Annotated in this window: 20 protein-coding genes; 8 read left to right on the top strand and 12 right to left on the bottom strand. The window is 74.0% G+C overall.

Annotated elements, in window-relative coordinates; all coding sequences use genetic code 11:
* Positions 1-198: DUF6098 family protein (locus RIN75_RS06610; RefSeq protein ID WP_309110887.1), on the bottom strand; the 198-nt coding region annotated here is incomplete at its 3' end.
* Positions 198-341, bottom strand: a complete 144-nt coding sequence (locus RIN75_RS06605) for a hypothetical protein (RefSeq protein WP_309110886.1) — start codon at positions 339-341, stop codon at positions 198-200. The genes RIN75_RS06610 and RIN75_RS06605, both read right to left, overlap by 1 nt.
* A 4-nt stretch (positions 342-345) precedes the next feature.
* Between RIN75_RS06605 and RIN75_RS06600 the strand changes: the two genes are divergently transcribed.
* A complete protein-coding gene (locus tag RIN75_RS06600) occupies positions 346-1,881 on the top strand; it encodes an FAD-dependent oxidoreductase (protein ID WP_309110885.1) in 1,536 nt (511 codons plus the stop codon).
* A gap of 300 nt (positions 1,882-2,181) precedes the next feature.
* The gene (locus RIN75_RS06595) at positions 2,182-2,370 is read left to right on the top strand and encodes a hypothetical protein (protein ID WP_309110884.1); all 189 of its coding nucleotides are present in this window, start codon (positions 2,182-2,184) and stop codon (positions 2,368-2,370) included.
* Positions 2,371-2,378: 8 nt separating this feature from the next.
* Here RIN75_RS06595 and RIN75_RS06590 read toward each other — a convergent pair whose 3' ends face one another.
* The 9 genes from RIN75_RS06590 to RIN75_RS06550 are packed head-to-tail and all read right to left on the bottom strand — an operon-like array spanning position 2,379 to position 12,462.
* Positions 2,379-2,795 carry a carboxymuconolactone decarboxylase family protein gene (locus RIN75_RS06590; protein WP_309110883.1) on the bottom strand — a complete coding sequence of 139 codons (417 nt, stop codon included), beginning with the start codon at positions 2,793-2,795 and terminating at the stop codon, positions 2,379-2,381.
* A complete protein-coding gene (locus RIN75_RS06585) occupies positions 2,792-4,288 on the bottom strand; it encodes a class I adenylate-forming enzyme family protein (RefSeq protein ID WP_309110882.1) in 1,497 nt (498 codons plus the stop codon). Before RIN75_RS06585 ends, RIN75_RS06590 begins: the two co-directional genes overlap by 4 nt.
* Entirely contained in the window at positions 4,285-5,697 is a 1,413-nt protein-coding gene (locus RIN75_RS06580; protein WP_309110881.1) for a CoA transferase, read from the bottom strand. Before RIN75_RS06580 ends, RIN75_RS06585 begins: the two co-directional genes overlap by 4 nt.
* Positions 5,694-6,479 (bottom strand): class I SAM-dependent methyltransferase, encoded by a 786-nt coding sequence (locus RIN75_RS06575; RefSeq protein WP_309110880.1) that lies wholly within the window; start codon positions 6,477-6,479, stop codon positions 5,694-5,696. The genes RIN75_RS06580 and RIN75_RS06575 overlap by 4 nt, the downstream gene beginning before the upstream one ends.
* Complete coding sequence (locus RIN75_RS06570; RefSeq protein WP_309110879.1) at positions 6,470-8,008, bottom strand: AMP-binding protein; 1,539 nt, start codon at positions 8,006-8,008, stop codon at positions 6,470-6,472. Before RIN75_RS06570 ends, RIN75_RS06575 begins: the two co-directional genes overlap by 10 nt.
* On the bottom strand, positions 8,005-9,297 hold the full coding sequence (locus RIN75_RS06565) for an NAD(P)/FAD-dependent oxidoreductase (protein ID WP_309110878.1): 1,293 nt from the start codon (positions 9,295-9,297) through the stop codon (positions 8,005-8,007). The genes RIN75_RS06570 and RIN75_RS06565 overlap by 4 nt, the downstream gene beginning before the upstream one ends.
* Positions 9,294-10,211 (bottom strand): UbiA family prenyltransferase, encoded by a 918-nt coding sequence (locus RIN75_RS06560; protein ID WP_309110877.1) that lies wholly within the window; start codon positions 10,209-10,211, stop codon positions 9,294-9,296. Before RIN75_RS06560 ends, RIN75_RS06565 begins: the two co-directional genes overlap by 4 nt.
* Entirely contained in the window at positions 10,208-11,323 is a 1,116-nt protein-coding gene (locus tag RIN75_RS06555) for a DegT/DnrJ/EryC1/StrS family aminotransferase (protein WP_309110876.1), read from the bottom strand. The genes RIN75_RS06560 and RIN75_RS06555 overlap by 4 nt, the downstream gene beginning before the upstream one ends.
* Positions 11,320-12,462 carry a DegT/DnrJ/EryC1/StrS family aminotransferase gene (locus tag RIN75_RS06550; protein ID WP_375295921.1) on the bottom strand — a complete coding sequence of 381 codons (1,143 nt, stop codon included), beginning with the start codon at positions 12,460-12,462 and terminating at the stop codon, positions 11,320-11,322. Before RIN75_RS06550 ends, RIN75_RS06555 begins: the two co-directional genes overlap by 4 nt.
* A gap of 199 nt (positions 12,463-12,661) precedes the next feature.
* On the opposite strand from RIN75_RS06550, the gene RIN75_RS06545 reads away from it, so the two are divergent.
* The 6 genes from RIN75_RS06545 to RIN75_RS06520 are packed head-to-tail and all read left to right on the top strand — an operon-like array spanning position 12,662 to position 18,101.
* Positions 12,662-13,693 carry a Gfo/Idh/MocA family oxidoreductase gene (locus tag RIN75_RS06545; protein ID WP_309110874.1) on the top strand — a complete coding sequence of 344 codons (1,032 nt, stop codon included), beginning with the start codon at positions 12,662-12,664 and terminating at the stop codon, positions 13,691-13,693.
* A complete protein-coding gene (locus RIN75_RS06540; protein WP_309110873.1) occupies positions 13,683-14,486 on the top strand; it encodes a sugar phosphate isomerase/epimerase family protein in 804 nt (267 codons plus the stop codon). The genes RIN75_RS06545 and RIN75_RS06540 overlap by 11 nt, the downstream gene beginning before the upstream one ends.
* Positions 14,483-15,715 (top strand): M20/M25/M40 family metallo-hydrolase, encoded by a 1,233-nt coding sequence (locus RIN75_RS06535; protein ID WP_309110872.1) that lies wholly within the window; start codon positions 14,483-14,485, stop codon positions 15,713-15,715. The genes RIN75_RS06540 and RIN75_RS06535 overlap by 4 nt, the downstream gene beginning before the upstream one ends.
* Entirely contained in the window at positions 15,712-16,761 is a 1,050-nt protein-coding gene (locus RIN75_RS06530; protein WP_309110871.1) for an Ldh family oxidoreductase, read from the top strand. The genes RIN75_RS06535 and RIN75_RS06530 overlap by 4 nt, the downstream gene beginning before the upstream one ends.
* Entirely contained in the window at positions 16,758-17,636 is an 879-nt protein-coding gene (locus tag RIN75_RS06525; RefSeq protein ID WP_309110870.1) for a Gfo/Idh/MocA family oxidoreductase, read from the top strand. The genes RIN75_RS06530 and RIN75_RS06525 overlap by 4 nt, the downstream gene beginning before the upstream one ends.
* A gap of 54 nt (positions 17,637-17,690) precedes the next feature.
* Positions 17,691-18,101, top strand: coding sequence for a DUF6917 domain-containing protein (locus tag RIN75_RS06520; RefSeq protein WP_309111198.1), 411 nt, complete (start codon positions 17,691-17,693; stop codon positions 18,099-18,101).
* Positions 18,102-18,179: 78 nt separating this feature from the next.
* On the opposite strand, the gene RIN75_RS06515 is transcribed toward RIN75_RS06520, so the two are convergent.
* Positions 18,180-21,362 (bottom strand): BTAD domain-containing putative transcriptional regulator, encoded by a 3,183-nt coding sequence (locus RIN75_RS06515; RefSeq protein WP_309110869.1) that lies wholly within the window; start codon positions 21,360-21,362, stop codon positions 18,180-18,182.
* Positions 21,363-21,440 lie beyond the last annotated feature (78 nt).

Raw genomic sequence — 21,440 nt, 5'->3', positions numbered from 1 at the left:
GGGGGGCGACCGGTCGCCCCACCACGGTTCGACGGCCAGCGGGTTGGCCGACAGGCCCGGCAGCCGCACGCCGGTCAACCCGTCGCGGCTGTGCCGCCCCTCGTCCGCCTCGGGCCCCTTCGACCAGCGCACGAACAGGCGGTCGCCGTGCTCGTCGAGCAGGGCGACCACCTGGTCGAGCGTGGCCAGGGTGCGCATCACTCGGGCTCCATGCCGCCCGCGTCGTCGCGCGGCACCGACTCGTCCGGCTCGGTGTTGGGTTGGTTGACCTGCTCGTCGGCGACGGTCGGCCGGGTGTGCTCCTCGGCGAAGTCCGGGTCCTCGGGCTCGGGTGTGGTCATGGCGGTGGGATATCCCGTGGCCGGCGGTTCGAACCTGATCGGCACGGGGTACGCGGTGACCATGGCCCATGACACGGTGACGGCTCGGCATTCCCTGTGGACCTACGAGCGCGACGAATTCCCTCGTGCGAGTGACGGCCACTTCGACGTGGTGGTGATCGGCGGCGGGATCACCGGCGTGACGACCGCGCTGCGGCTGAAGGAGGCGGGCGTGTCGGTTGCGGTGGTCGAGGCGGACCGCGTGGGCGGCGGGGTCAGCGGCAACAACACCGCCAAGGTGACCGCCCTCCAGTCCAAGGTGTACTCGACCATCGCCGACAAGCACGGCCTGACCGCCGCCGCCGACTACGCCGCCGCCAGCGCCGCGGGCGTGGCGGAGGTGGCGCGGCTCGCGGTCGACTGCGACCTGCGGCGGGCGCCGGCCTACACGTTCGCGCTGAGCCCGGACGAACTGCCCGCCGTCGACCACGAGGCGCTGACCGCGGCGAGGGCCGGGCTGCCGGTGGACCGGGACCGCGGCGAGGGCATGGGCGTGCCGCTGGAGGTGTTCGCGGCGGTGCGGCTGGACGACCAGATCGCGCTGCACCCGGTCAAGTACGTGACCGGGCTGGCGCGGCGCATCCCCGGTGACGGGTGCGCGGTGTACTCGCACAGCCGGGTGACGCGGGTGAGCGAGGGTTCACCGTGCCGGGTGGTGACGGCGACGGGGACGTTGACGGCGGACCGGGTGGTGGTGGCCACGCACTACCCGATCCTGGACCGGGGACTGTACTTCGCGCGGTTGGAGCCGAGCCGGTCCTACTGCGTGGCGGTGCGGCTGCGGTCGGGGACGCCGCCGACCGGGTTGGCGATCAGCGCGGGCAGTCCTTCGTGGTCGTTGTCGGCCTACCAGGACTTGTTGATCTTGTGCGGGCGTGCGCACCCGACCGGGGACGCGCCGGGTGACCCGTACGGGGAGTTGGAGGCGTTCGCCCGGCGGCACTGGGACGTGGCCGCGGTGACCCACCGGTGGTCGGCGCAGGACCCGTCGGCGTACGACAGGTTGCCGATGATCGGGTCCTACACACCCGGGTCGACGCGGTTGTTCGTGGCGACCGGGTTCATGAAGTGGGGGCTGTCGACCGGGACGTTCGCCGCGATGATCCTGTCGGACCTGCTGCTGGGGCGGGACAACCCGTGGGCGGAGCGGTTCTCGCCGCACCGGCTGTCGCTGGGGTCGCTGCCGTCGCTGCTGGGGATCAACGGGCGGGCGGCGGCGAGCTTCGTCGGCGACCGGCTGCGGACCTCGGACGCGCGGTCGGCGCGGGACGTGCCGGTGGGGTCGGCGCGGGTGGTCGGGGACGCGGGGGTGTACCGGGACGAGGACGGGGCCCTGCACGCGGTGTCGCTGAAGTGCACGCACCTGGGGTGCCGGGTGCGGTTCAACGACGCCGAGCGCACGTGGGACTGCCCGTGCCACGGGTCGCGGTTCGGCGTGGACGGCGAAGTCCTCGAAGGCCCCGCGACCAAGCCGCTCGACCACCGGGTGGTGGCCGACTGAGAGCGTCTGGAACGGTTCCGGTGGATCTTCCGTCTCAGCCGGGAGGTTCCGGACATGCTGAGATTCGTGACCCTGGTCGGTGCGGTCGCGGCTGCGGCGGCGCCGTTCCTGTCCGGTGGAGCGGCCCGGTGGCGGGCAGTGGCCGTGGCAGCCGGGTGCCGATGTCGTGGGCCTGGTTTCGGCCGGTCACGGGGTCGTGGTGGCGTTGGCCGACGGCTCGGTGGTCGCGCTGGGCGGGACGGGCGTGAGGACTGGCGGTACGCGCGGCGCGGTGCCCACGGGGGCGCACTGGTGGCGTCTGTGGACCGCAAGTCGGTCGTGGCGACCTTCCGGAGCTGGCGGGACACGCGCCGGCACCTGATGGTCGTGCTCGACGCCGACACCGGGCGGGTCCGGTTCGAGCGGCTGGTGCGCGCGGCGGTCGCCGAGGTGGAGGACATCGTGCCCGCAGCGCGTTCGGCGGCACGCCGGCGCCGGTGGTCGGGTTGACCGGGTAGTCAGGCCAGGCGGGTGCTGATGGCGAGGCGGTTGAACGCGTTGGTCACCAGGCTCACCCAGATGAGGCTCTGCGCGCCGGTTTCGCCGTGGTCGCGGATGGCGGCGCGCAGGACTTCCTCGGGCACCTGGCCGTCGTGCACCAGGGTGACCGCCTCGCCCAAGGTCAACGCCGAGCGTTCGGCAGGGGTGAAGGACGGGTCGGTGTGGTGGTCGGCGACCAGGTCGACCCGCCGCTCCCCCGCCTCCAGGGCCTGCCGGGTGTGCAGGCGGATGCAGTACCTGCAGCCGTTGAGCTGGGAGCAGCGCAGCCGGACCAGTTCCAGCAGGCCCACGGGCAGCGGGCTGTCCGCGTCCACGGCCTTGGACAGGGCGACCAGCGCGTGGTAGCCGGGACCGGCCAAGGGGTCGAGGGTCATGGGATTCCTCCGTGCCGTTCGGCGGCCAGTCGGGTGAGGGTGCGCAGGCAGACCTTGCCGGTGTGGGCCACCGGGAACTCGGGCAGCACCAGCAGGTACTCGGGCAGCTTGTGCGGGGTCACGCCCTGGCGCTGCGCCAGGAACGCGGTCAGTTGGGACAGGTCGGGCGGCGGGTGGCCCTGGCGGGGGCGGACGCACGCGCACAGCCGTTGGCCCAGGTCGGGGTCCGGGACGGGCACGCACGCCACCTCGGACAGCGCCGGGTGGGCGACCAGCGCCTGTTCGACCTCGGCGGGGCTGATGGTGTAGCCGCCGCGGATGACCACCCGGCGCAGCCTCCGCTCCACGTGCAGGGTGCCGGTCTCGTCGAACCGGCCCTGGTCGCCCGTCCGCACCCACCCGCCGGGCAGCCGGGGCGACGGGGCGGCCACGTGGCACAGGGGCGTCATCGGGCCGAGGGCGCAGATCTCGCCGTCCACGACCCGGATGTCGGTCACCGCGGGGTCGGGGCGGCCCACGCCGTGCTCCGGGGTCGTGGTGTGGCAGTTGACGCCGTCGGACGAGCCGTAGATGTTGACCACCTCGACCCCGAACGCGTCCCGACACGCCTCCAGCGTGGGCAGCGGCAGGACGTCTCCGCTGGACACCAACGCTTTCACCGAGGAAGTGTCCACTGTGGACGCGAGGTCGGCCGTGCGGCGCAGCATGGCGGGCACGCCGAACACGTGGGTCGGGCGGTGTGCGTCGATCATCCGCAGGGCCGCAAGAGCGTCGAAACGCCGTTGCAGCAACAGGGTTCCGCCGAACCGGCACAACGTGACGGTGGCCCCGAACGACCCGAACGCGGAGGACAGCGGCACCAAAACGAGGTCCCTCCACACGCGCGTGTCGCCGTGGACGGCCCGCAGGTAGTTGCCGCGACCGCCGGCGAACGCGTTGTGCGAGTAGGCGACCATCTTCGGCTCGGCCTCGGACCCGGAGGACACCAGGATGCGGGCCGGGGCCTCGGGGTCGACCGGTTCGGGGTCGCGTTCGGGGCCGCGCGCGGTGGGCGGGACGACGCAGCGCAGGTGGGTCAGGCCGGGTGGCACGGGCGCGTCGGTGATCAGGGCGGTGGCACGGGCCCGGCCGAGCAGGCTCATGGTGTCGGCCAGGCCGCCCGCGAACGGCAGCGCCACCGCGCCGATCGCCGCCACGGCCAGTTCGGCGATCACCGCGTCCCGGCTGTTGGGCACGCGGACGCCGATGACGTCGTGCGGCCCGAACGTGGGCAGCGCCCCGGCCAGGCCGCGCACCTCCGCGTCGAGGGTGGCGTAGTCGAGGCTGCCGCGCTCGTCCACCACGGCCGTGCGGTGCGGGTGGCGGCGGACCCGGGTGCGGAACAGGGAGTAGAGGTCGCGGTCCGGGCAGTGGCCCGCGGCGACCCACGCGCGGCGCAGGTCGGCGGGGACGAGGTCGGCCAGTTCCAGGCCGGTGCTGGAGATCCACGTCATCGCAGGAACTCCCACGGCGGCAGCGGCACCGCGCACGGGACGCGGTGGAGGGCGCGGGCGAAGCGGGGGTCGAGGGCCAGGGCGGCGAGGTCGGTGCACACCGGCACGGTCAGCGGCGCGGCGCACCGGCCGCGGGCGCGGGCGTTGAGCCGGGACGCGGCCGACAGCAGCGAGGACGCCACGGACTGGCCGCGCCCGGTGCGGTGGCGGCGCAGCAGCCCCTCGACGATCCCGTGCGCCGCGACCAGCCCGCCGAACACGTCGACCACGGTCATCAGCGACGGCGGCACGCCGGCGTGGGCCTGGACGACGAAGTCGGTGCCCAGCGGCGGGTTCGGGCCCAGGGCGTCGCCCCAGCCGGAGGCGTGCGCGTGGACGATGCCGGGCCGGACGCGGGCCACGTCGGCGGGGCGCAGCGCCCACGCCTCCGCCTTGCCCGGTGCCCAGTTGTGCAGGAAGACATCCGCGCGGGCGAGGAGGTCGTGCAGGTCGAGGCGGCCGGCGACGGTGGCGAGGTCGATCTCGACGGTGGATTTGCCGTGGTTGAGCGCGAGGAACCGGGCGGAGGTGTCACCGGCCATCGGGGGCACGCCGCGCGCGGGGTCGCCGCCGGGCGGTTCGACGCGGACGACGGTCGCGCCAAGCATCCGCAGCAGGTGCCCGGCCATCGGCCCCTGCACCCGGCGGCACGACTCGACCACCACCAACCCGGACAGCGGCAGCTCGCCTGGTGCCTGGTCGCCGCGCTGAGCCGGCAACGCCGAGCCGGCCGGCGGGAGCGGCGCGGGTGAGCCGAGGGCGGTGAGGTGGAAGGCCGGGAGGTCGTCGATGACGCGGCCGGAGACCCGGACGAGCGTCATCCCGGTGGTGCGGGCGACGTTCTCCAGCACGTCGATCGGAGTGCGGGCGGTCGCGGCGGTGAGGTCGGGCGGCAGCGGGCAGGTGGCGGTGGCGAAGCGGTGCAGGAAAGGTCGCCAGGCCTGTGCGATCGCGGGCACGGGCGCGCCCAGCGAAACCCAAAAACGCCGCCACACCTCGGCGTCCAAAGCTTCCAGCTCGAACGCCACCCCGTCGGCGGACACGAACGGCGGCCCGCCGGGCTCGAACCGCTCCACCACGGTCGCCGCCGCGAGGTACTGGGACACCGCGAGCAGCGCCGCCTGCGCCACCGACGTCGTCGCGGCCCGCAGCATCAGCCCGCGAGCCCGGGCCAACGACACCGCCGCCGCCCCGAGGTCGGCCAGTTCGGCGGCGGTGATCGAGGCGTAGTCCAGGCCCAGCCGGGTCGGCCGGCCGAACCTCCGGCCGTGGACGTGCATGAGCCCGCACGCGGCCTGCACGTCCAGTTCGCCGCTCAGCGGGAGGTCCACCGGACCGGCCCAGGAGACGGTGTCGACGGCGGTGGTCATGCCGGACGCCGCCCTTGCACCGTGTAGAAGATCCCGGAGCACGCCCGGAACCGGGGGTGGGCCATGACGTCCCGCACCCGCTGGAGTTCGTGGTCGGTCAGGCCCGCGGCGACGAGCTTGTCCCGCAGCTGGTGGGTGAGCCCGACGAGCAGCCGCACGCCCGGCGAGTCGGGTCGCCACGGCTGGACCACCGGCACCGGGTCGACGTCGACCAGTCCGGCGGCCACCATCGCCGCCGCGACCCGCCGGCCCCACGCGCCGTCCGACCCGGCGTCGGCGAACATCCGCTCCTTCGCCGCCAGGAGCTTCTCGTACAGCCGGGCGGATTCGTCGTCGGGCGCCACCAGAACAGGCCCGTAGGTCTTGTCGTACTCGTCGAGCTGGAGCCACCCGCCGGGCCGCAGCGCCCGGACCAGCTTGCGCAGCACGGCTTCCCGCTCTGGCAGGTGTTGCAGCACCAGCCGGGCGTGGACGAGGTCGAACTCTGCCTCGGGCAGCGGGTCGTGGACCACGTCGTGCCGGGTCACGGTCAAACCGGGCGCGGGCGCGATGTGGTCGGGTTTGAGGTCGGTGGCCAGCACGGACCCCGACCGCAGGGCGAGCCAGTGCGCGACGCTGCCGCCGCCCGCCCCGACCTCCAGGCACCGCCAGCCCTTGCGCACCCCGGTCTGGGCGAGGCGGGCGAAGGTGGCCGGGTCGTGCGCGGCGGCCAGGCAGCGGTGCTGCTCGGCCGCGTGCAGGCTGTGGTTGTCGAACACGTACCCGGTCGTGGTCACGTCCACCGTCCCGTCCCGTGGGTCTCGGCCGGCCCGACGAGCCGGGTGAGCAGTTCCAGCCGGCGCACCTTGCCGGTGCCGGTGCGCGGCACCTCGTCCCAGGCCAGCACGCGCGGCGACGACATCGGCGGCAGGTCGGCCACGGCGTTCCACCAGCGGGCCGGGTCGAGCAGGCCGTCGGCGGTGACCAGGACGGGCAGCGGCGGCCTCCCGGCGGCACCGAGGACGACGCACTCGACCACCTCGGGCAGCCGGTCCTCCACGACGTCCTCGACCTCCAGGCAGCTCATGCCCGGCACCGTGTCCACCTCGCGGTCCAGCAGCAGGACCTTCCCGGACCGGGTCCGCACGGCCAGGTCGCCGGTGTTCCACCAGCGTCCGGCGAGCTTGAGCTGCCAGCGGTCCTGCTCGCCGACGTAGCCGGCGCAGCGGGCGGCGGTGCGGACCAGCACCAGTCCTGGTGTGCCGCGCGGCACGGGCTTGAACGTCATCGGGTCCACCACGCGCAGCCCGGTCTTGAGCGGCACGGGGCGGCCGAGGTCGCGGGCGGTGGGTTCGCGGCGGGCGGCGGCGCGGGTGAGGAAGCGGAAGGTCAGCGGCCCGGTCTCGGTCTGCCCCCAGCCCTGCATCCACAGTGGGCGCTTGTGGCGGGAGGCGTTGAGCATGGTGCGCATGGCCGGTGGGTGCATGGCGTCGTAGGTGCTGATGAACAGCCGGACCCGGCGGAACGGGTTGTCCCGGGCGCGGGCCAGCGGTTGCCAGCGCACGTACGCGGAGGGCAGCGCCTCGACGACGGTGGGCTGGTGGTCGGCGAGCACTTCGCGGGCGTTCGCGGGGTCGCTGAGCAGCACGATCTTGCGCGGCCGGAGACAGAACACGCTGCCGGTCCAGCAGAACGTGCGGCCGTGGGCGTAGGAGGAGGCGTTGGCGACCACGTCGTCGCGGCGGAGGCCGACGACCGGGATGCGCAGCGCCTCGAACCGGGCCAGCTTCTTGACCAGCGTGGTGGTGGTGTGCACGACGAGCTTGGGGACGCCGGTCGTGCCGGAGGTGTGGTTGACGATGAGCGGGTCGTCGCCGCCGCGGCGGAACGGCGGGGGTGCGGGCGCGCCGCGGACGTCGTCGATCGTGAACGGCCCCTCCCCCAGCGACAGCACGCGCCGGGCGGTGTGCGGGGGCACCGCGCGGTCGGTCACCAGGACCGTCGGCTCCAGGCGCTTGAGCAGGATCTCCAGGGCGTCGTCGGGCAGGTGGCCGGACAGCAGCGCGGGCAGCGCGCCGATGCGGATGGCCGCGCAGGCCAGCAGGTCGTAGTCGTAGTGGTTGCGCTTGACCACGGCCACCCGGTCGCCGGGCCGGGCGCCGGCGGCGAACAGCCAGCCCGCCGCTTCCTCGACCAGGGCGGCGAGTTGCCCGACGGTGTAGGCGGTGCCCAGGTGCGGGGCGATGTCGAAGGGCCGGTCCAGCAGGACGGCGGTGTGCGGGCGGCGCGCGGCGACCTCGTCGAACAGCGTGCCCATGTCGTGCGGCCTCATACGTGCTGCCTCCTCTGGACGGTGGCCAGCACGCGCTCGGCGGCGCGCCGGCCGGACCGGACCGCGGCCTCGCTGCACGGCACCAGCCCGACCCAGTCGCCCGCGTAGTCCACGACCCCGCCGAGGCCGTCGACGAACCCGGCGCGGGACGCCAACGCGGCCGGGGTGCACTCGGGCAGCCCGTACCGGAACCGGGTGACCACCGCGTCCCGGGTCGCCTCGGTCAGGCCGGGGAGGAAGCGCTCGGCGGTGGTGACCAGGGCGTCGGTCACCTCGTCGTCGGAGGCGTCGAGCAGGCCGGGTGTCACGGCGGGGCTGGCCATGAGGGAGACCAGGCCGTGGCCGGCGGGCGCGCGGCCGGGGTGTTTGACGTGGTCGAGGATGATCGTGGACAGCGTGGCGCTTTCCACCGAGGGCACGACGACCACGTACGACTTGGACTTCGGGCGGGTGTCGAGCATCAGGTGGACTTTCACCACCGGCGTGTAGGTGCAGGCGTCCAGGAAGTGCCGTTCGTGCTCGGGTGCGTTGACGTGCAGGCGGCGCGCGACGGGCGCGGGCACGGCCAGCACGACCGCGCGCGCCCGGATCTCGTCGCCCCCGCACACCACCCGCACGCCGTCCCGCTCGGCCACGACCCCGTCCACGCGGACGCCGCACTCGACGTCGAGGTCGGCGGCCAGCGCGCGAGCGAAGGTGTCCATGCCGTCGCGGTAGGTGCGCCAGGAGTGGGTGGTGCCGCAGGAGGCGAGGATCGCCAGCAGGGGCGCGATGGCGGAGCGTTCCGGGTCCCAGCCGAAGAACCCGGACACCACCGGCTGGAACAGGTAGTGCAGCAGGTCGGGGTGGTGGGCGGCGGCGAACGCGGTGACGGTGTCGTGCGGGCCGCGCTCGGGGTGGTCCAGGTCGTAGGGGTCGGCCATGATCCGGATCAGCGACCGGCGCGCGGCCACCGGCAGTCCCGCCCCGGTGAGCAGGCCGCGCGGGTGCGCCAGGCCGGGGCGGGGGCGGCCGTCGCGCCACACGGCGAGGTGACGGCCGATGCGGGGCGCGTCGCCGCGGCCGAGGCCGAGCCGGGCGAGCAGTTCCCAGGTGGCCTCGTAGCCGCGGGTGGGCAGTTGCTCGGCCCCCGTGTCGATGAGGAAGCCGTCCCGGCGTAGGGTAGCCATGCGCCCGCCGACGTGGTCCTCCGCTTCCAGCACGCGGACGTCCCGGCCGGCGCGGCGCAGTTCGTGGGCGGTGGTGAGCCCGGCGATGCCCGCGCCCACCACCACGATGTCGGCGTTCACAGGAGGTTCACCACGATCAGCGCGACCACGGTGACGCGGTGGGTGCGGATGCCCAGGCGGCGGGCGCGCAGGATGTCCCCGTCGGCGAACCCGACGCGCAACTGGTTGATGCGCATGAGGATCGTCGGCAGCAGCACGAGCCCGAACCACCAGGGCGCGCCCAGGAACGGTGCGGCGAGGATGAGCGCGCTCTCGAACGCCGAGAGGGCGACGACGAACCACATGTTGCCGCGCGGGGTGGTCAGGGCGGCCACCGTGGGCCGGCCGACGCGCCGGTCGCCTTCGACGTCGTTGGTGTTGGAGTAGACGCCGAACAGCAGCGGCCCCATGCCGAAGATGAGGGCCTGCACGAGGACGTCGGCGTGGATTTCGCCGGTGGCCAGGCCGTAGGGGGCGAGGACGACGGCCCAGCCGAGCCCGGCGAGGAAGAACTCCTGGAAGCCGTGGTAGCTGAGCTTGACGCCCCAGGAGTACTGGACGGAGAAGAAGTACGTGATCGCGATGAGGATCGTGGTCCACGGTGGACGGTTCGGGGCGATGGCGATGGCGGTCAGCCAGAGGGTCGCGCCGACCACGCAGGTGATCCAGGCGAACCGGATCACCTGGGACTCGGTGAGGGTCCCGGCGACCAGGGGTTTGCGTTCGAGGCGGCGGCGGGGGTCGTCGGGGGCGTAGTTGGTGATGTCGCTGCCGTCGCGGAAGCCGGTGAGGTCGTCGAGCGCGACCATGGCGGCCATGACGACCACCTCGCCGACCAGGAAGACGGCGGTGGTGGCCAGGACGGGGCCGTCGAAGCGCAGGTCGGTGGGGAGAAGCGCCCAGACGACCAGGACGCCGAGGTAGTAGTCGAGGATGTCGAGCTTGGCCAGCCGGACGTAGGCGCGGAACCGGGTGGTGGTGGCGAGCGTGGTCATCGGGCTCCTCGGGCCAGGGCGAAGCGGCACACCTCGTCGGCGATGCGTTCGACCTGGGCATCGGTCAGGTGCGGGTACACGGGGATGGCCAACTGCCGTCGGCACGCGTGGTCGGCGCCCGGCCACTCGCGGTCGGCGGCGTGGGTGGCGAAGGCGGGCTGTCTGGGCAGCGGGGCCTGGTAGTAGACGTGGGAGCCGATGCCGGCGGCGGCCAGGTGGTCGCGGAGGTCGGCGCGGCGGTCGGCGAGCAGGGAGTAGACGTAGAAGCAGCGGCCGTCGCGGCCCGGAGGTGGGGGCAGGACGCCGGGTAGGCCGGTGAAGCGCTCGGTGTAGTAGTCGCCGATGCGGGCCCGGCGTTCCAAGCGCTCCGCCAGGTCCGAGAGCCGACGCAACTGAAAGGCGGCCATCAGCTCGTCGAACCGGCTGTTGTAGCCGATGCGGTGGTGCAGGAACCGGGTTCGGCCGTCCTGGCCGTGGTTGCGCAGCATCCGCACGGCCCGGCCCAAAGCGGGATCGTTGGTGACGACCATGCCGCCCTCGCCGGGCATCCCGAACGTCTTGACCTGCACGAACGAGAAAACCCCGGCGTCGCCCCAAGTGCCCGCCGGCCGACCGGCCAGGACCCCGCCCTGCGCGACGGCGCTGTCCTCCAGCAGTCGCACGCCCGCGTCGGTGGCGATGCGGCGCAGCGCGGGCATGTCCGCCATCACCGAGAACATGTGCGCGGGCATGATCACCTTGGTCCGGCCGGTGACCAGCTTCTCCACCTCGACCGGGTCCACGACCATGGTCCACGGGTCGACGTCGGCGAACACCGGGGTGGCGCCGCGCAGCACGGGCGTGGCGGCCAGGGGCGCGCAGCCGTAGGCGGGGACGATCACCTCGTCGCCGGGGCCGACGTCCATGGCGTGCAGCAGCAGGGTCAGCGCGGAGGTCCCGCTGCCGCAGGCGACCGCGTCGGCGACACCGAGGGATTCGCGCAGCGCGGATTCGAACTCGGTGGTGCGCGCGCCGAGGATGAACCGCTGTTCCGGCGCGGTGCCCACCTCGTGCACGATCTCCAGCAGGTCGTCCACGTCGAACAGGTCGGGCGGGAAGAACGGGATGCTCACGCGGTCCTCCCGGTGAGGAAATCGGTGATTTCCGCACAAACGCGGTCGACGTCGGTGATCGGCAAATCCGGGTAGAGCGGCAATGCGAGGGTGTGCCGGCACGCGGCCTCGGCGTTCGGGAAATCGCCGGGCCGGTGGCCGAGTTCGGCGAAACACGGCTGGAGGTGCAAAGGCGTCGGGTAGTAGACCTCGGTCTCCACCCCGCGCGAAGCCAGGTGCGCGGCCAACTCGTCGCGCCGGTCGACCTCGATCACGTAGACGTAGAACACGCCCCGCGTGCCCGGCCGGACAACCGGCAGTTTGCGCACGCCCGGCACGCCGGTCAGGCGTTCGGTGTAGCGGGCGGCCAAAACGGCCCGGCGGCGGACGTCGGTCTCCAGCCGGCCCAGCTTGGCCAGCAGCACCGCGGCCTGGAGGTCGTCCATCTTGGAGTTCTGGCCCACCACACCGGTGGTGGTGTTGATCGCGGGGAAGTTCCCGAGAGTCGGTCCGAAGCGGCCGTGGTGGCGCAGCGCGCCCACGATCTCGGCGACCGCCGGGTCGTCGGTGAGCACCGCGCCGGCGTCGCCGATCGCGCCCAACGTCTTGGTGGGGAAGAAGGACAGCACTCCCCCGACCCCCAGCAGGCCCGCGTGGACGCCGCCGTGGCGCATCCCGATCGCCTCGGCGCTGTCCTCCACGACGGTCAGCCCGAGCGCGGTCAGCGCGGTCATGTCGGCGGGGTGGTGGAACAGGTGCACGGGCATGACGAACCGGGTGCGCGGCCCGGCGACGGCGGCGACCGAGGCGGCGGACAGGCCGTAGCCGTCCGGCTCGACGTCGGCGAACACCGGCCGGCCGCCGGCGAGCACCACCGAGGACGCGGTGGCGATGAAGGAGAACGCCGGCACCACCACCTCGTCACCCGGGCGCAGGCCGCACGCGCGCAACAGCAGGACCAGCGCGTCGGTGCCGCTGCCCACGCCCACCACGTGCTTCGCCCCGGTGTACTCGGCCAGGGCGCGCTCCAACTCGGCCACCTCGTGGCCGTGGGAATACTTCCCGTTCCGGGCCACCTCCACAATGTACCGCCGGGTTATGGGCCACAGCCGCGAAAACGTGTCGGATTGGGTGAAGAATGGGACTGCCAGCGCTCTCACCTCCGCTGTTCGCGAAGCGCGCTTCGGAGCGTATGACAGGCGTGTGCGCGGGCCTGCGCACACTCACGAGTTCACTCTTCCTGGTCAACTCGGCTAACCCGAGTTGACAGCACGACCGCGTTCGTACAACGTCGTTATGGATCAATTCGGAGCGTTTATTCACGCGTCTTGTGGAGCTGAGCGGAACACCAGGGGTGCAATGGTGCGGACACTCGTCGTGGGACTCGGCCGGGCCGGGGCCGAACTGCACCTGCCGGTGCTGGCGCGGGCGCGGGCCGGGGCCCGGCCGCTGTTCGGGGACGAGCCGGTGGTGGCGTGCGACCCGCGGCGGGTGCTGGGCGACCGGCCGGGCCTGGTGACCGCGAGCAGCATCGGCGCGGCGGCCCGGCTGCTGGACCCGGCGGACGCGGTGGCCCACGTGTGCACGCCGCCCCACGTGCGCACCGAGGTGATCGGGCAGCTGGCCGAGCTGGGGTTCCGCAACCTGATCGTGGAGAAGCCGCTGGCCGCCGACACCGACGACCTGGCCCGCATCACCCGGCTGCGCCGCCGGCACGGGCTGCGGATCGCGGTGGTGGAGCCGTGGCTGACCAGCGCGTTGACCGTGCGGCTGCTGTCGCTGGTGCGCGGCGGCGGGCTGGGCGAGCTGCGGTCGATCTCGATCGTGCAGAACAAGCCGCGGTTCCGGCGGTCGCTGACCAAGCCGAGCCACCAGACCGCGTTCGACGTGGAGCTGCCGCACGGGGTGGGCCTGGCACTGCGCCTGGCGGGCAACGCGCGGGTGACCCACGCGGCCGGGTTCGACCTGGTCGTGGGGGACGTGGTGGTGGCCCGGATGGGCGGGGCGCGGGTCGGGTTGCGGCACAACAGCGGCGTGCGCACCGAGGTCGTCTCGGACCTGACCTCGCCGGTGCGGGAGCGGCGGATCACCGCGGAGTTCGAGCGCGGCACGGCCGTGGGGCACTTCGCGGTCAGCGCCGACGACGACCACTCGCAGCTGACCGTGACGGTCAACGGGCACCGCAGGCACGAGGTGCTGCGGGACGACTCGCTGACCGAGTGGGTGATCCGGGCCTACCAGCTCTTCCACGGCTCGGGCGACCAGCACGCGCGGGGCTTCGCGTTCGCCACGGACGTGGTGCAGCTGCTGTCGGTGGCCAAGAACATCTGCGCCGAGCCGGTGGTGCCGGCGGCCCGCGCGGAGAACCAGGTCCCCGCTCATGCCCGTTGAGGAGGTGCTCGCGGGGATCACCGACGAGGCCGCGTCCGACCTTGCCGGTCAACTCGCGGTGCTGGCGGAGCTGGGCTGGACGGGGATGGAGCTGCGCAGCGTCGACGCCCTGCCGGTGGCCGAGCTGTCGGACCGGCAGTTCGGCGAAGTCGCCAAAGCGGTGTCGGACCACGGGGTGCGGGTGGTGTGCCTGGCCTCGCGCATCGGCGGGTTCACCCGGCCGATCACCGCGCCGTTCGAGGACGACCTGGCCGAGCTGGACGTCCTGCTGGCCCGGTGCGGCGCCCTGGGCACGCCGTTCGTCCGGATCATGTCCTACCCCAACGACGGGCTGGGCGAGCTGCGGTGGCGCGACCGGGTGATCGCGCGGGTGTCGACACTGGCCGAGCTGGCCGCGTCGGCGGGGGTGGTGCTGGTGCACGAGAACTGCGCGGGGTGGGCCGCGTCCTCGGCCGACCGGGCGCTGGAGCTGCTGGCCGAGGTGCCGGCGCTGCGACTGCTGTTCGACACCGGGAACGGCGTGCCGCACGGCTACGACGCGTACGCGCTGCTCGAACGGGTCGCGCCGCACGTGGTCCACGTGCACGTCAAGGACGCGGTCGGCGACCGGTTCGTGCCGCCGGGGCAGGGCGCCGCGCGGGTCGCCGACTGCGTCGCCCTCCTGCGCGCCCACGGCTACCGGGGCGCGTGGTCGCTGGAGCCGCACGTGTCGCTGCTGCCCGGGGTGTCCGGCGCGCCGGACGCGGCGGCGTTCGTGGCGGCGGGCCGGGCGCTGGAGGGCTTGCTGCGGTGATCGCACCGGACCGGGACCTGCTGCTCGGGCTGCTGCGCATCCCCACGGCGGGTCCGCTGGAGACCACGGCCGAGGTGCGGCTGTGGGACGCGATGCACACCTTCCGCACGGCGGCCGAGGACATCGGGTTCTCGACCGTCCACTTCGGACCGGCGACGGCCGGGGCGGTGGACCGGCCGGACGTGCCGGCGGTGGTCCGGGAGGCGGTCGCCGAGCACCCGGGGTTCCTCCAGTGCCAGCCCAGCCTGGTGCTGCGCTACGGGGAGGCGGAGCCGTCCGTCATGTTCAACGTGCACCTGGACACCGTGGCCCCGCTCGAACCGGTGTCGTTCGACGGGAAGCGGTTCCGGGGGCGCGGCGCGATCGACGCCAAGGGGCCGGCGGTCGCGCTGCTGGCGGGGCTGCGGGCGGCGGTGGCCGACCCGGCGGTGGGGCGGGACGTGAGCGTGCTGGTGCAGGCGGTGTCCGGCGAGGAGGGCGGCGCGATGGGCGTGTTCGGCACCCGCCCGCTGGTGGAGGCGGGGTTCTTCGGCCGGCTCAACGTGTTCTGCGAGCCGACCGGCCTGCGCTACCTGCCGCGCTGCACCGCCGCGATGACCGCGAGCGTGCGGGTCAGCGGCGAGGACGCGGTGGACGACCAGCCGCACGCCGGGCACAACGCGAGCGTGCTGCTGGGGTTCCTGGCCCAGCACCTGGCGGCGTCGCTGGTGCGGGTGCCCGACGGGCAGCTGTGCCTGGCGGGCCTGCACACCGGCCGCATGCACAACCGGGTCTACGGCAGCGGCGAGCTGCTGCTGAACCTGTCCTACGGCAGCGCGGAGTCCGCGCGGGTGATGACCTCGGCGCTGGAGCGGTCGCTGGTGGAGGGCCTGGCGGAGTTCGGCCGCCGGTTCCGCACGGTGCCGCCGTTCCACCGCACCGCCGTGGACGCGGCGGCCATCACCCGGCTGGTGTGGCGCAAGCACGGCCTGCCCGCGCTGCCCGCCCGGGACGTGCCGCTGCTGGACGCGGTCGTGCCCCGCTGGCCCGCGCACGAGCCCGCGTTCACCTGCGACGCCATCTGGCTGGCCGACGTGCCCGACACCCGGACCGCGGTGCTGGGCCCGGGGTCGCTGCACGCCAACAACGCGCACGCGCGCGGCGAGTTCGCCGACGTGGAGGAGCTGGACCGGTTCTCCGCGGTGGTGAGGGACGTCGTCGTGCGGTTCGCCCGGAACGGAGGAACATGACCGTCGTCGTGCCCTACCCGACCCTGCTGTCGACCGTCACCGGGGTGTTCGCCGCCCGGGGCGTGCCACCGGACCGGGCGCGGGTCGCCGCCGAGGCGCTGTGCCACGGCGACCTGACCGGGGTGACCTCGCACGGGCTGGTGAACCTGACCCGGCTGTACCTGCCGCTGCTGGACTCCGACCGGGCGGACCCGGCCGCGGACATGGCGGTGACGGCGGACCTGGGCGCGTGCGTGCGCGCCGACGCGCGGCGGGCGCTGGGGCTGTGGTCGGCGGCGCAGGCGGTGGACCTGGCGGCGGCGCGGGCGGCGCGGCTCGGGGTGGGGGTGGTGTCGCTGCGCGGCGCCACCCACATCGGGTGCGCCGGGTTCCACGCGGCGCGGGCGGCCCTGCACGGGATGGTCGGGTTGGTGGCGTCGAACTGCGGCGGGCAGCGCATCGCCCGGCCGCCGGGCGGGCTGGAACCGTTGCTGGGCACCAACCCGCTGGCGCTGGCGTGCCCGGCGGGCGAGCGGCACCCGTTCGTGCTGGACATGAGCACGACCGTGGTGCCGACCGGTCGGGTGCGGGCGGCGGCGCGGGCGGGGCGGGCCGTGCCGCCCGGGTGGTTGGCCGACGACTCGGGTGAGCCGGTGACCGATCCCGCGGCGTTCGACCGGGGTGAGGCGCACCTGCTGTGGCTGGGCGGGCGGCCGGAAACGGGCGCGTACAAGGGTTTCGGGCTCGGGTTGCTGGTGGAGGTGCTCGCCGCGCTGGTGCCGGGGGCCGCGTTGGGGCCGGTCGGCGGTGGGGCGGACGACGACATCGGGGTGTTGGCGCTGGTGATCGCGCCGGAGCTGCTGCGGTCGGGGTTCTCCGGTGACGCGGGGCGGTTGTTCGAGGCGGTGCTGGGGTGCGCGGCGGCCGATCCGCGTGCGCCGGTCACGTACCCGGGGTGGCCGGAGGGTGAGCGGGCGCGGTGGCGGCGTGAGCACGGGGTGCCGGTGCCGGAGGAGCTGTACGACGAGCTGCGCGCGGTCGCACCGGCCCTGCGAGCGGCCGGGTGATCCGGGTCGGCGTCGTCGGGTTGGGGGTGATCTCCCGGTTCTACCTGGCGGCGATCGCGGAGTCGGCGGAGTTCGAGCTGGTCGCGGTGTGCGACGTGGACCGGGACGTGCTGGCCGGGCACGGCGTGCGGGACTACCTGCACCACCGGGCGATGCTCGCCGACGGCGACCTGGACGCGGTGATCGTGACCGCGCCCAACGACACCCACGCGACGATCGGCCGGGACGTGCTGGCCGCCGGTCTGCCGCTGTGCGTGGAAAAGCCGCTGGCGACGAGCCTGTCCGACGGCGAGGACCTGGCCCGGCGGGGCGGGGTCCTGTTCACCGCCTTCCACCGCCGCTACAACCGGCACGTGGTGGCGCTGCGCGAGTCGCTGGCCGGTGCCGCGCCGGTGGAGTCGGTGGCCGTGCGCTACTTGGAGCGGATCGAGGACCACGTGGGCCGGGACCGCTGGTACCTGGACATGGCGCGCAGCGGGGGCGGGTGCGTGGCCGACAACGGGCCGAATGCGCTGGACCTGGCACAGGTGTTGGTGGGGCCGTTGCGGTTGGAGGCGGCGAAGGTGGTGCGGGACGCGGAGGGGGTGGACCGGCAGGCGTTGCTGCAGCTGACCGGGTCTGTGCCTGTTTCTGTCGAGTTGGACTGGTCCTATCCGGGTGAGGTGAAGGACGTCGAGGTGCGGCTGGTCGACGGGTCGGTGCGGCGGGCGGACGTGCTGGCCGGTCACCCGGAGTTCAAGGGGTCGTTGTGGCACGAGTACGAGGGCGTGCTGCGGGACTTCGCGCGGGCTATCGCGCTGGGCCCGGCGTACCGGGACCCGGGGCTGGAGGTGCTGGCGCTGGTGGACGAGGTGTACCGGAGGGAAGGCACGTGATGCTGTCGTTCTTGGTGCTGGAGGGCCGTTTCTGATGCTGGAGGACGGTGCGTGATGCTGGAGGACGGGCCGAAGCGGGCGGTGGGCAGCCGGGTGGTGAAGGTGCTCGTGCACCGGCGGGACGACCGGGGCATGAGCCTGGAGCCGTTTGCGAGCCGGTGCGTGCGGCAGGGCGAGGTGCACGAGCTGGTGACCACGGACCAGACCGACACCACGCCCGGGGCGCGGATCGACCGGGTGGGGTTCCTGGGTTTCGTGGAGATCGGGAACGCCGGGGTGATCGACCGGGGGGACGAGGTGCTGGTGGACGGGCGGTTGGTGGGGACGGTCCTGGGGTTCGACGCGTGCCACCACCCGAACCACTACAACATCCTGATCAGCACGCCCGAGCCGCGCACCGGTCCGGAGGTCGGCATGGACCCGGAGTTGCCGGTGGTGTTCCACCCGACCGCCGTGTCGTCCTGACGGTTCAGGCGAGGGTGGCTTGGGCGGCGGTCGGGCGGGGCAAGGCGGCGGTCGGGCCGGGTAAGGGCTGCGGTCGGGTCAGGTGAGGGCGGTTTGGGCGGCGGCGGTCCAGTGGGGTGCGTTGGCCTTGCGGGCGAGGTCGAGGGCGTGGCGGTAGTGGTCGCGGGCCTGGTCGGGTCGGCCGAGCGCGGTGGCCAGGTCGCCCAGGTGGTGGGCGACCGGTCCGAGGGTGAGGATTCCGCTGCCCGCGCCGGCCAGTTCGCGCTCGGCGGGCAGGAGGTCGGTGTACAGGCGGTCCATGGTGGCCAGGTCACCCTCCCGGATCGCCTGCACCGCCCGCAGGCACGCTCGTGCCTCGTACAGCAGGTCCCGGGGCGGGTCGTCGGGCATGTCCAGGGCCACTGTCTGTCCACTTTGGACTTTCCAGCACAGGTTCGCCAACGGTAGGACGTCCACGCCGGTCATGCCGGTGCCGGAGAGGCGGGTGGCCAGCGCGGGATACGGGTTCGACTCCCCCGCCACCGTCGCGCGCAGGGCCCGGTAGCCGTCGGTGAACACGCCGACCAGCGGTAGGCGGTGGTCTTGCGCCAACTGGTCGGCGGCGGTGGCGTGGTGGTCGGCGGTGGCGAAGTCGGCCAGGGCGCTGTGCGCTTGGACCAGGATCAGGTGGCCCAGGACGGCGAAGGGCACCAGTTCGTGACGGGTCGCCAGGTCGACGAGTTCGGTGCCGATCGCGGCTCGCTGCGGTGCGAGGCCAGCGTGTTCGAAGCACTGGGTGAAGCGGGCGTTGAGGGCGAAAGCCAGCACTGCCGGGTCGCCGGTGTGGCGCGCGAGCCGTTCGGCTTCACATGCCGCTTCCCGTGCCCGCGCTCCCCCGGTGTTGCGCAGTTCGACGGCGATGGTGGCGAGGAGTCTGCTGCGGGTGGCGTCGTCGTGGGTGCCGGTGGCGAGGGTGTGCTCGGCGGCGTCGGCGATGCGGCGGGCCAGGTCCGGGTCGTCGGGGGTGGTCCAGATGGTCGGGGTGTCGGCGGCGGTGATGACCTTCGCGGTGAGGTGAGGATTGTTGAACGATCCCACGATGTCGAGGGCGGCGGCGCGGTGGGTGCGCGAGCTGACGAGGTCGCCCGTCACGGCTTCGGTGCGCACCAGGCCCATCAGGGCGTCCAGGTGGTCGAGGCCGGCCAGGTGGTCGTGCGTGGCCGGGTGGTCCCGGGCGGCGAGGCGGTCGCTGGCGGCCGGGCGGTCGTGTAGGGCCGGGTGGCTCTGCTCGGGGAGGCGGTCGCGGGTGGCCGGGTGGTCATGGGCGTGGGCGGGGAGGCGGGTGGCGGCGGCCTGGTAGAGGCGGGCGGCCTCGTGGGGGGTGAAGCGGGCTTCGGCGGCGTGGGCGGCGGACAGGGCGGCGCGGCCGGCTCTGGGGGTGGTGTCGCCGGCGGCGAGCAGGTGGTGGGCGAGGGTGGCGGGGTCGTCGGGGTGGAGGTGCTCGACGGCGTCGGCGGTGCGGGCGTGCAGGCGGGCGCGGCGGGCGCCGGACAGGTCCTGGTAGAGCGTGTCGCGGACGATCACGTGGGCGAACCGGTAGCGACCGGCGGCGCGCTCGACCAGGAAGCCGCGTTCGGTGGCGGTTTCGACGGCGTCGAGGGCGTCGCCCAGGAGGTGGTCGAGGACGTCCAGGTCCACCTCGGTGCCGATCACGGCGGCGTGGTGCAGGAGCCGGCCGACGGGTTCGGGTAGTTGGGCCAGGCGGTGGCGGACGACGTCGCGGACGCCGGTGGGCACGGTGTCCGGGTCGGTGGCCAGCAGGCGGGCGAGTTCGCGGACGAAGAACGGGTTGCCGCCGCTGCGCCGGTGGACGTCCTCGGCCCGGTCGGCGTGGCCGGTGGTGCGGCGCAGGAGTTCGGCGACCGCGTCCGGGGAGAGGCCGCGCAGGTGCAGGCGGGTCGGGTCGAGGCGGGCGGCGCGACCGAGGAAGGCGGTGAGGGTCGGGCCGGGGTCGGTGTCCCGGTAGGTGGCGATGACCAGGAGGGGCGCGGGGTGGGTGAGGACGGTGGTGAGCAGGTCGAGGGTTTCCTCACCGGCCCAGTGCAGGTCGTCGAGCACGAGGAGGAGGGGTGCGTGGCGGGCCAGGTGGGCGAGGACGGCCTGCTGCCAGTGGAAACGGTCGGGGTGGGCCGTGGGCCGGGGGCCGTCGAGGGTGTCGAGGAGGTGGGTCCAGGGCCAGGCGGCGGGGGTGTCGCGGGTGTCGGGGTTGGCGGCTTGGGCGGTGGTCCAGCCGGTCGCGGCGGCTCGGGCCGCGAAGACCTCGACCAGCGCTGTCTTGCCTGCGCCGGCCTCCCCGGACACGAGCACGAGCCGGGGCCGGTCGGTGACGGACTCGGCGGCGGCCTCCAAAGCTGCCAACTCCGAAGCCCGCCCGACCAGGTCGACCGATGACGACCGACTGGCACCGGCTCGGCCCGCCGCACCCGCGCCCGCCGGACTCGCCGCCCCGGTCATGGCGGGCTCGGCAGCCGGTGTCGCGGTGGCGGGTGTGGGTGCGGTGAGGGTGTGGTTGAGGATGTCGGTTTCGAGGGTGCGCAGGGCCGGGTTCGGGTCGATGCCCAGCTCGGCCGCCAACCGTTCCCTTGCGCGGCGCAGGACGTGCAGCGCGTCGGCCTGGCGTCCGGCGTGGTAGAGGGCCAGGGCGAGCAGCCGCCAGGACTCCTCGCGCCACGGGTGCCCCTCGACCTGCACCTCCAGGTCCGGCACCACCTCCGCCGACCGCCCCAGCTCCACCAACGCCGCCGCCCGCCGCTCGATCGCCAGCAGCCGCAACTCCTCCAACCGCCCGGCCTCGGCCCGCGCCCACCCGTGCTCGGCGAACTCCGCGTACGCCGGCCCCCGCCACAACCCCAGCGCTTCGTCCAACGCCGCCAACGACTCCGACGCGCTCACCAGGGCCTCGAAGCGCTGGGCGTCGACGTCCTCGGCGACCAGCGCGTATCCGGGCGGCGACGTCACCAGCAGTCGCGCCGGCGTGCGGGGCGGACGGTCGGGCTCCAGGACGCGTCGCAGGGCTGACACGAACGTCTGGACGGCACCCACCGCCCCGGTCGGCGGCGACTCCCACAGGTCGTCCACCAACCGCTCCACCGGCACCACCCGACCCCGGGCGACGAGCAGCCGAGCCAGCACCGCGCGGTGACGTGGGCCGGGCAGCGCCAAAGGCCCCCGCGGGCCGGTCGCGACCAGCGGGCCGAGCACCCCGAACCACACCGACCCCACCCGGACCACCCTAACGCCGCACCACCCCGACGCCCGGCCAGGCCAACGCCCAGCCGCCCCCAACACCCAGCCGCCCGG

This window comes from Saccharothrix sp. (assembly GCF_031180885.1).
Taxonomy (GTDB): domain Bacteria; phylum Actinomycetota; class Actinomycetes; order Mycobacteriales; family Pseudonocardiaceae; genus Actinosynnema.
The sequence above is the reverse complement of the archived record's forward strand: the minus strand, read 5'-3'. Positions and strand labels throughout refer to the sequence as shown.